At 62.2% G+C, this 8,790-nt stretch carries 7 protein-coding genes and 1 pseudogene; 4 read left to right on the top strand and 4 right to left on the bottom strand.

Annotated features, from left to right (window positions below):
* The 4 genes and pseudogenes from EN893_RS09395 to EN893_RS09380 all read right to left on the bottom strand — a co-directional run.
* Window positions 1-220: pseudogene (locus tag EN893_RS09395) on the bottom strand (ABC transporter permease); the annotation flags it as partial.
* Between the two features lie 74 nt (window positions 221-294).
* Window positions 295-1,827, bottom strand: a complete 1,533-nt coding sequence (locus EN893_RS09390) for an ABC transporter substrate-binding protein (protein WP_164749041.1) — start codon at window positions 1,825-1,827, stop codon at window positions 295-297.
* Window positions 1,828-1,901: 74 nt separating this feature from the next.
* Complete coding sequence (locus EN893_RS09385; protein WP_127267168.1) at window positions 1,902-3,344, bottom strand: amidase family protein; 1,443 nt, start codon at window positions 3,342-3,344, stop codon at window positions 1,902-1,904.
* A gap of 46 nt (window positions 3,345-3,390) precedes the next feature.
* Window positions 3,391-4,293: a MurR/RpiR family transcriptional regulator gene (locus EN893_RS09380; protein ID WP_164900778.1), complete on the bottom strand. Its 903-nt coding sequence runs from the start codon at window positions 4,291-4,293 to the stop codon at window positions 3,391-3,393.
* 428 nt (window positions 4,294-4,721) lie between these two features.
* Here EN893_RS09380 and EN893_RS09375 point away from each other — a divergent pair, with 428 nt between their 5' ends.
* The 4 genes from EN893_RS09375 to EN893_RS09360 form a co-directional block, all read left to right on the top strand.
* A complete protein-coding gene (locus EN893_RS09375; RefSeq protein WP_127267166.1) occupies window positions 4,722-6,050 on the top strand; it encodes an NAD(P)H-dependent oxidoreductase in 1,329 nt (442 codons plus the stop codon).
* A gap of 2 nt (window positions 6,051-6,052) precedes the next feature.
* A complete protein-coding gene (locus EN893_RS09370; RefSeq protein ID WP_127267165.1) occupies window positions 6,053-7,081 on the top strand; it encodes a thiamine pyrophosphate-dependent dehydrogenase E1 component subunit alpha in 1,029 nt (342 codons plus the stop codon).
* Window positions 7,081-8,079, top strand: a complete 999-nt coding sequence (locus tag EN893_RS09365; RefSeq protein ID WP_127267172.1) for an alpha-ketoacid dehydrogenase subunit beta — start codon at window positions 7,081-7,083, stop codon at window positions 8,077-8,079. Before EN893_RS09370 ends, EN893_RS09365 begins: the two co-directional genes overlap by 1 nt.
* A gap of 3 nt (window positions 8,080-8,082) precedes the next feature.
* A partial coding sequence (locus tag EN893_RS09360) for a biotin/lipoyl-containing protein (protein ID WP_164900777.1) occupies window positions 8,083-8,790 on the top strand: 708 nt, incomplete at its 3' end.

The raw sequence follows: 8,790 nt of genomic DNA, 5'->3' as shown, positions 1-8,790 counted from the left end.
AGACAGGCACGTAATAGAAATACTGCACGGGGATGGGCTGATCGAGACCGTATCGCGCCCGCACGAATTCGATCGCCTCCTGACTGGCCTTGGGGCCAAGCATGAGGCGAACCGGATCGCCGGGTGTCATTTGCAGCAGCAGGAAGGTGATCACACTGATACCCAGCAGCACGGGGATCAACTGTATCGGCCGCCTGAGCACGAAGGAGAATCGATTCATGGGTCGGGATCCTGGTGTCAAATCGATGCGAGACGGGGACGAAGATCTCGTCCCCGTCTCGCATCCTGTGCCGATCAATCCAGGCTGGTCCCGCCGATGGACGAGAATTGCAGGCCGACGTTCAGGACCAACCCTCTCACGCTCGGAGCATAGGCGTTGAGCCACGTCGGGTGATAGAGCGCCACCTGCGCCACCTCGTCCACCACGGTCTTCTGGATCTGGGCATAGAGCTCGGCCCGTTTGGCATTGTCCGCCTCGCCCGAGGCTTCATCGATCAGTTTGTCGACCGTTTCGTTGTTGTAGCGGGTGTAGTAGGACTTGTTGTCGCCCGCGCCCCAGACGCACCAGCGCAATGCGTTGTCGGGATCTCGCGTCTCGTTGTACCACCAGTTCATTTCCGCCTGGTACTCGCCATCGGCGAGGCGGGTCCATGCCTGGGTTGAATCGATCTTGGCAATGTTGACGGTGATGCCGACTTCCGCCAACTGCGCCTGGATCAGCACCGCCGCCTTTTCCTCGTCGGCACTTCCGGCATTCTGAATGAGTTCGAAACTGGCTCCGGTCTTGCCGGATTCAGCCAACAGGGCCTTGGCCTTTTCGACGTCTCGGGCAATGACTGGCAGCGATTTGTCGAAGAAATCGAGTGTCGGGCTCATGATGGAACTGGCCGGCGTGCCGAGACCCAGCGTCACCGCGGCATTGATGGCGGTGCGGTCGATGCCGTAGCTGACGGCCTGGCGGAATTTGAGGTCGTTGAAGGGTTCTGCCGAATGGTTGATCAGCATGTCATAAGTGGTGCTCGAAGGTTCAGGGTCGGCGCGGAAGCCGGCGGCCTTCAACTCGGCCATGCGCGGGGCCGGAACTCCTAGGCAGACATCGAGCTCGCCCGCCTGGAACATCGAGACCCTGGTGTTGTCGTCCGGGACATAGCGGAATTCGACGCCGTCGATCTTGGGCTCGCCTTGGCGGTAATAGTGCTCGTTGCGGCCAAGGACCACGCGGTCTCCCGGCTTCAATTCGACGAATTTGAACGGCCCTGATGTGACCGGCGCCTTGGCGAAAGCGTCGTCGCCCATTTTCTCGACCGCTGCCTTCGGCACAATGCCGGTATTCCAGATTTCGGTCAGCGTCAGGAAGGGCGTGAATTTGCGATCGAGCGTCATCACCACTGTCCTGGCGTCCTTTGCCTCGATCTTGGTCAGGGGCTGGAACGGCGCCGCATAGGCGGAATCCTTCTGGAAGCGCATGCGGTTCCAGCTGAACGCCACGTCCTCGGCCGTGATCGGCGACCCATCGGAAAATTTGGCCTCGCGCAGGTGGAAGGTATAGGTCTTGCCGTCATCCGCGATGTCCCAGCTCTCGGCAAGGCCCGGGCCGACTTCAGTGCGATCGGCATTGGCATGCAGCAGGCGTGCATACATCATGCCCTGGATGAGGATATCGGCTCCGTAAGTGGTTTTGATCGGGTCCAGGGTGAGAACCTCGGCTCCATAGGCCATACGCAGTATCTTGCTGCCGTCAGCATTGGCTCGAAGCAATGTGGCCGGCAACGTCGCGATGCTGAAGCCGGCAAACGCCGCACTTTTGAGGAATACTCTGCGGTCCATGACAATCTCCCATTTTCGTTGATGATGTTCCCGGGGCGGTTCCATGCTTGTTGGTTCAAGCAGTCGTTGTTGGTTCAAGCAGTCTTGGTGATGTGGGTAGGTGGTTTGCGCTGGTGCCAGGCGTAGTCGGCTTCAAGCACCGCACCCAACCGCAGCAGCAGATCGTCGCGTCCGAACGCGGCGACAAACTGCACTCCGATCGGCAGGCCGTTTTGCGTCCAGCCGAGCGGCAGGGATATCGCCGGCGATCCGGTGCCGTTGAAGAGCGCGCTGAACGTCTCCTTCGGCGCCAGATCGGCGAACACCGTGTCGATGTCGCGGCCAGGACGATCCGGGTCGTACGTGCCGAGCAACTCCGGCGAGATCGCGCAAGTCGGCGTCACCAGCACGTCATGGACGGCCAGGAATTCGCCAACCGTCCGCGTGATCCGGTCATACACCGCGAGAGCCGCGATCAGGCTTGCCGCATCGAGCGTTCGGCCATGGCGGTAGACGGCAAGTGTCGTCTGCTGCAGGCTGTCTTCATCGATCGGCCGCCGCAGCAGGCCCGCCAACTCGTCGAGCGACTGCGCCGTAGAAGCTGCCCAGATCACTTTCTGTGCCGCCAGATAGCGCTCATAATCGAACACAGGCCCGGCTTCGACGACCTTGTGGCCCAGTTGCTCCAGCCTCTTGCCCACTTCGAGGACTGCCGCCTTCACCTCGGGGTCGAGCGGATAGCCGGACCAGGACGTTGTGCACAGGGCAATGCGCAAAGCCTTGGGTGGCGTCTTGATCGCCTGGGCATAGCTGGTGGTCGGAGGGACGATCTCATAGCTGTCGCCGGGAAGCGCACCAGAACCCAGATCAAGCAAAGCCGCCGTGTCGCGGATCGAGCGTGTCAGCATGAATGAAATGGCGAGACCCAGCATTGGCGCATTCGATTCCGGCGCGCCGCTGATCCGTCCACGGGACGGCTTCAGGCCGACGACCCCGCAAAAGGCGGCGGGGGTGCGAATGGAGCCGCCACCGTCGGCGCCTTGCGCGACGGGAACGATGCCGGCGGCAACGGCCGCGGCTGCGCCGCCGCTCGATCCCGAAACACCCCTGCTGGTATCCCAGGGGTTGCGTGTCGCACCATAGAGAGAGGATTCGGTTGCCGCCGCTATGCCGAATTCCGACGTGGTGGTACGCCCGATATTGGCAAGGCCGCCGGATCGCATTTTCGCCCAGAAGGCGTGATCCTCGCCGCAGATGAAACCCTTGGCGAGAACGCTGCCAAACTCTCCCGGCCGGCCGGCTTCGATAGGGAAATCCTTGGTCAATGTCGGCATGCCGTGGAAAGGTGCGGGTCCGGGAACGTCGCCCAGCCCCTCGATCGCATCGGCATAGGTTTCGATCACGGCATTGAGCTGCGGATTGACCGCGGCGATCCCTGAAAGGATGCAGTTGCCCAGTTCGCGCGGCGTAACTTCCCGATTGCGTAGGAGCTCGGCCAGACCGACGCCGTCATAGGCGGCGTATTCCGTCAACTTCATGCGCCTGCCCTGACTGTCCACGGTTTCAGCAACGGGTGATGCATCGTCATTCTTCGCCTTCTTCCTCTTTGATGTGCCGTGCGACGCGCCGTGGCGGTTTGTGGAAGGTTCGCAGGATCCCGGCGATATCCTCCAGCTCGTTCATCCGCGTCTCGGCCGATTTGCCAAGTTTCTCGGCAACGGAATGCGTGAGGAGGTTCAGAACCGAACTTATGGCGGCCGTCGAATCCCAGTACAGGTCGACGCGCGTCGATACTTCGAGCGCCAGTTTTGTGTATTCAGATGCCCAATGACTGTATTTGTCGGTAACGATGATCAGAGGAATCTTTCGGCGCTTGATCTGGGCGCACAGCCGAAAGCTCTTCGCTGCGTATTCCGCCGTGTCGATCAGCAGCACGCAAGAATTTTCGCCGCTATCGGTGAGGATTTCTGAGAACGTGCCGCCCAAACCTTCGGCAAAGCGGACATCGCTCCTCACCCAGCGCAGACGCGTCGCGAAATCGAGCCCCAGTCCCTTCACGGCTTGGAAGCTGACGCAGTTCACGCGATCGCAGGTGCTCAGCAGATGAACGATTTCGGACCATATCTCGCCCTGGGCAAGGCCATAAGCCGCGGTCAAGGCCTGCTGCTCCATCTCCAGGCTGCGAGCCAATCGTTCCTGCTTTTCGCCGCCGATGCGGAAACGCAACTCGGCACTGTCCAGGCCCGGGCCAGCGGCTTTCGGTGCGGAGCGCAGGCCACGCTTCATTTCCTTGAGGTCGGTGTAGCCGAGACGCCGCACGAAACGGGTAACGCTTGCCTCGCTTACGCCGGCGCCGGCGGCAATGGTGGCGCCAGTTTCAAAGGGAATGTCATGGATGTTGGCGAGCAGGTATCGCGCGATTGCCTGCTCGGTCCGCGCGAACTCCAGCCAGCCCTCGCGCAACCTGGCTTCCAGCGCGCTGGCCACCTCGGTCTCACCGGAAACAGTCTTCTCGCCAGGCGTTTTCATCTTCATCGGCCGCAACGTCCCTTGGCAGACCTATTTGGAACAGACCGGAAAAGGCCACCCCAGGAAGCGCAGTTCATTTCCAGTTCATGACGCGACGCTAGCACGCGAGAACACGCTGTGAAAGATAAATTTTACAATCTAATATTTCGGTACTTTTATTTCACGACCGGCCGTAATCGCAAAAAAGCGTTCCGCGCTGGCTCCGCCTGCGAGCGAACCTGTCTTCGCGCGCCGTGCGGTTCGCGGCTTCGTTTTCGTCCATGGTTCGGGCTGCCTGGAAAGTGGTTTTAAGCACGACAATCTGGACATTAGTCTTGACAGAAATACAGATGTTCAATACCCGTCAGGCAATCGAACAAGCCTGCATTATGGGAGGAACGAGCGGTATGGCTTCCAATGTTTCGTTGACGGGCCTTGCCCGCGATCTCGAGGAACGCGCCAAGTCGGGCAAGCCTATCCGCATCGGCCTGATCGGCTCGGGCGAGATGGGAACTGACATCGTCACTCGTGTCGCCCATATGTCGGGCATCGAGATCGGCGCCATTTCCGAACTGAACCTGCCTGCCGCCAGCAAGGCCGTCGATATCGCCTTCCAGGAAACCGGGCATGCGCGCGAGGTGTCGAACGCGTCGGCGATGACGGCGGCGATGGAAGCCGGCAAGGTGGCGGTCACCAACGATGCCAGCCTTGTCATCAACAATGATCTGATCGACGTCGTCATCGACGCCACCGGGGTTCCCGCCGTCGGCGCCGAGATCGGGCTGCGCGCCATGGAACATGGCAAGCATCTGGTGATGATGAATGTCGAGGCCGACGTCACCATCGGCGCCTATCTGAAGAGCGAGGCCGACCGGCTCGGCGTCACCTATTCGCTGGGCGCCGGCGATGAGCCGTCCTCCTGCATGGAGCTGATCGAGTTCGTTTCGGCCATGGGGCATCCGATCGTTGCCGCCGGCAAGGGCAAGAACAACCCGCTCAACATCGACGCCATTCCCCCAGACTATGAGGAGGAAGCCAAGCGCCGGCACATGAATGTGCGGATGCTGGTCGAATTCGTCGACGGCTCCAAGACCATGGTCGAGATGGCGGCGATCGCCAATGCCACCGGCCTGGTTCCAGACAAGGCCGGCATGCATGGCCCGGCGGCCACGCTTGGCGAACTGTCCAAGGTGCTGGTGCCGCAGAAGGATGGCGGCGTGCTGTCGAGGGTCGGCGTCGTCGACTATTCGATCGGCAAGGGTGTCGCGCCCGGCGTCTTCGTCGTTGCCGACATGTCGCATCCGCGCATCTCCGAGCGCATGGAAGATTTGAAGATGGGCAAAGGCCCGTATTTCACTTTCCATCGTCCCTATCACCTGACCTCGCTCGAAGTGCCGCTGACCTGCGCGCGCGTCGTGCTCTACGGCAAGGCCGACATGGTGCCGCTGGCCAAACCGGTGGCCGAAGTCGCCGCCGTGGCCAAGAAGGACATGAAGCCCGGCGAGAAGCTCGATGCGATCGGTGAATATTGCTACCGCGCCTGGATCATGACGACGCCGGAGGCGCGCGCCGCCAAGGCCATTCCCTGCGGCCTGCTGCAGGGCGGCTCGGTCACCGCGCCGATCAAGAAGGGCGAGCTCATAACCTACGCGAATGCAGCGCCCGCGGCGGGCTCCAAGATCGCCGAACTGCGCGCCCGCCAGGACAAGCTCGTCTATGGGTCCGTGGGAGCGTGATCATGGCCACAGCCAGCAAAGCCGTCACTGACAGTCGCGCCAATCTGCCCTTCGTCTACCGCCAGTACAGCGCCGAGCAGCTCAGGGAGGTGCTCCACAAGATGTACCTGATCCGCCGCTTCGAAGAGGGCGCGGAGGAGTGCTACACGCGCGGTCTCATCCACGGCACCATGCATTTGTCGATCGGCCAGGAAGCCAGCGCCATGGGCATCTGCATGCCGCTTGCCGAGGATGACCAGATCACCTCGACGCATCGCGGTCATGGCCACTGCATTGCCAAGGGTGCCGAGGTCAAGCGCATGTTCGCCGAGTTCTTCGGCAAGACCACAGGCTATTGCAAGGGCCGTGGCGGCTCGATGCACATCGCCGATGTCGGCAAGGGCAATCTCGGCGCCAATGGCATCGTCGGCGGCGGCATCCCGATCGCCGTCGGGGCGGCATTGTCCTCCAAGATGATGAAGACCGGCAAGGTCGTGGTCTCGTTCTTCGGCGATGGCGCCAACAATGAAGGCGCTTTCCACGAGGCGCTCAACATGGCGGCGGTCTGGAAGCTGCCCGTCATTTTCGTCTGCGAGAACAATGGCTACGGCATGTCCACATCGACAGCCCGCTCGACCGCGGTCAAGAACATCGCCGAGCGCGCCGCCGCCTATTCGATGCCGGGCGTCATCGTCAACGGCAACATCTTCTCCGAGGTCGCCGAGGCGTCTCATCAGGCTATCGCCCGAGCCCGCGCCGGCGAGGGGCCGACGCTGATCGAGTCCAAGACCTACCGCCATCGCGGCCATTCCAAGAGCGACCGCAACCGCTATCGTACCAAGGAAGAGATCGAGGACTGGATGTCGAACCGCGATCCGATCACCCTGTTCGAAAGCGAGCTCAGGGAATTCGGCTTCATCGACGACAAGGGCATCGAGGCCATTCGCGATGCCGTGGCGCAAGAGATCGCCGAGGGCATCGAGTTCGCCAAGGCGAGCCCATCGCCCGATATCAGCGAGACCGGAAATTACGTGTATACGGAGCAGGCGTGATGGACGCGATGGTGCGTGAACTGAGCTACGCCCAGGCGATCCAGGAAGCCATGGCGATCGCCATGGACATGGACGAACGCGTTTTCCTGATGGGCGAGGATATCGGTGTCTATGGCGGCGCCTTCCAGGTCACCGGCGACCTGGTCGAACGTTACGGCGCTGACCGCGTCATCGACACGCCGATTTCGGAATTGGGCGGCGCGGGCGTCGCGGTGGGCGCTGCCCTCACGGGCATGCGGCCGATCTTCGAGTTCCAGTTTTCCGACTTCGCCACGCTTGCCATGGAGCAGATCGTCAACCAGGCGGCCAAGATGCGCTTCATGCTGGGCGGCGAGGTTTCAGTTCCCGTGGTGATGCGCTTTCCCGCCGGTTCCGGCACCGGTGCGGCGGCTCAGCACAGCCAGAGCCTGGAAGCCTGGCTCGGCCATGTGCCGGGTCTGAAAGTCATCCAGCCGGCGACCCCCTATGATGCCAAGGGTATGCTGTTGGCGGCGGTCGCCGATCCCGATCCGGTCATGATCTTCGAGCACAAGCTGCTCTACAAGATGAAGGGACCGGTGCCCGAAGGCTATTACACCGTGCCGATCGGCAAGGCAGATATCCGCCGCGAGGGCCGCGACCTGACCATCGTCGCCACCTCGATCATGGTGCAGAAGGCGCTCGACGCGGCTGCCGCGCTGGAGAGCGAAGGCATCGACGTCGAAGTCGTCGATCTCCGCACCATCCGGCCGATGGACAAGCAGACCGTCATCGACAGTGTCAAGAAGACGTCGCGGCTGCTATGCGTCTACGAAGCGGTCAAGACGCTGGGCATCGGCGCCGAGGTCAGCGCCATGATCGCCGAGAGCGAAGCGTTCGATTATCTCGATGCGCCGATCGTGCGGCTGGGCGGCGCTGAAACGCCGATCCCCTATAATCCGGAGCTCGAGAAGGCGACGGTGCCGCAAATTCCCGACATCATCACCGCTGCGCGTGACCTCGTGAAAGGGGTTCGCTGAGAAATGCCGACCGAAGTCATTCTTCCCAAGGTCGACATGGACATGGCGACCGGACAGATCTCGCGTTGGTTCGCCGAGGAAGGCGCGCACGTCAAGAAGGGCGATGTGCTGTTCGAGATCGAGACCGACAAGGCGGCGATGGAGATCGACGCGCCGGCCAGCGGCGTGCTGCGCGACGTCACCGGCAAGGAAGGTGTCGATATTGCGGTCGGTGCAGCTGTTGCATGGATTTATGCCGACGATGAAAGCTATGCGCCAATCTCCCCCCTCGAGGGGGAGACGTCGACCAAGTCGACAGAGGGGGTTGCCTCAGGAGGCACCCCTGTACCGTCGAGCCCAGTCGAACCGACCTCACCCGACCGGCCTGCGGCCGGCCACCCTCCCCTCGAGGGGGAGGGGAAAGCCCGCGCAACACCTTTGGCCAGGCGCCTAGCCCGCGAGGCTGGCCTGAACCTCTCAACCGTATCCGGCACAGGCCCATACGGCCGTGTTGTAAAAGCCGATATCGACGCCGCACTTTCCTCCCTCCTCGAGGGGGAGGTGTCCGCGAAGCGGACGGAGGGGGTCGCCTCAGGAGGCGCCGCCCAATTCAGCACCGCCCTGGCGCCGACACCGGTCGAAGCGACCCCACCCGACCGGCCTGTGGCCGGCCACCCTCCCCTCAAGGGGGAGGGGGACGTGCTGCGTCTGTTCGAACAGGGCTCCTACGAC

Origin of the sequence: Mesorhizobium sp. M7A.F.Ca.CA.004.04.2.1, assembly GCF_004022825.1 — a bacterium.
GTDB lineage: Bacteria > Pseudomonadota > Alphaproteobacteria > Rhizobiales > Rhizobiaceae > Mesorhizobium.
The sequence above is the reverse complement of the archived record's forward strand: the minus strand, read 5'-3'. Positions and strand labels throughout refer to the sequence as shown.

Coding starts and splice junctions, on each gene's coding strand:
- EN893_RS09390 (WP_164749041.1), bottom strand. CDS start 1,827: ATGGACCGCAGAGTATTCCTCAAAAGTGCGGCGTTTGCCGGCTTCAGC.
- EN893_RS09385 (WP_127267168.1), bottom strand. CDS start 3,344: ATGAAGTTGACGGAATACGCCGCCTATGACGGCGTCGGTCTGGCCGAG.
- EN893_RS09375 (WP_127267166.1), top strand. CDS start 4,722: ATGGCTTCCAATGTTTCGTTGACGGGCCTTGCCCGCGATCTCGAGGAA.
- EN893_RS09370 (WP_127267165.1), top strand. CDS start 6,053: ATGGCCACAGCCAGCAAAGCCGTCACTGACAGTCGCGCCAATCTGCCC.
- EN893_RS09365 (WP_127267172.1), top strand. CDS start 7,081: ATGGACGCGATGGTGCGTGAACTGAGCTACGCCCAGGCGATCCAGGAA.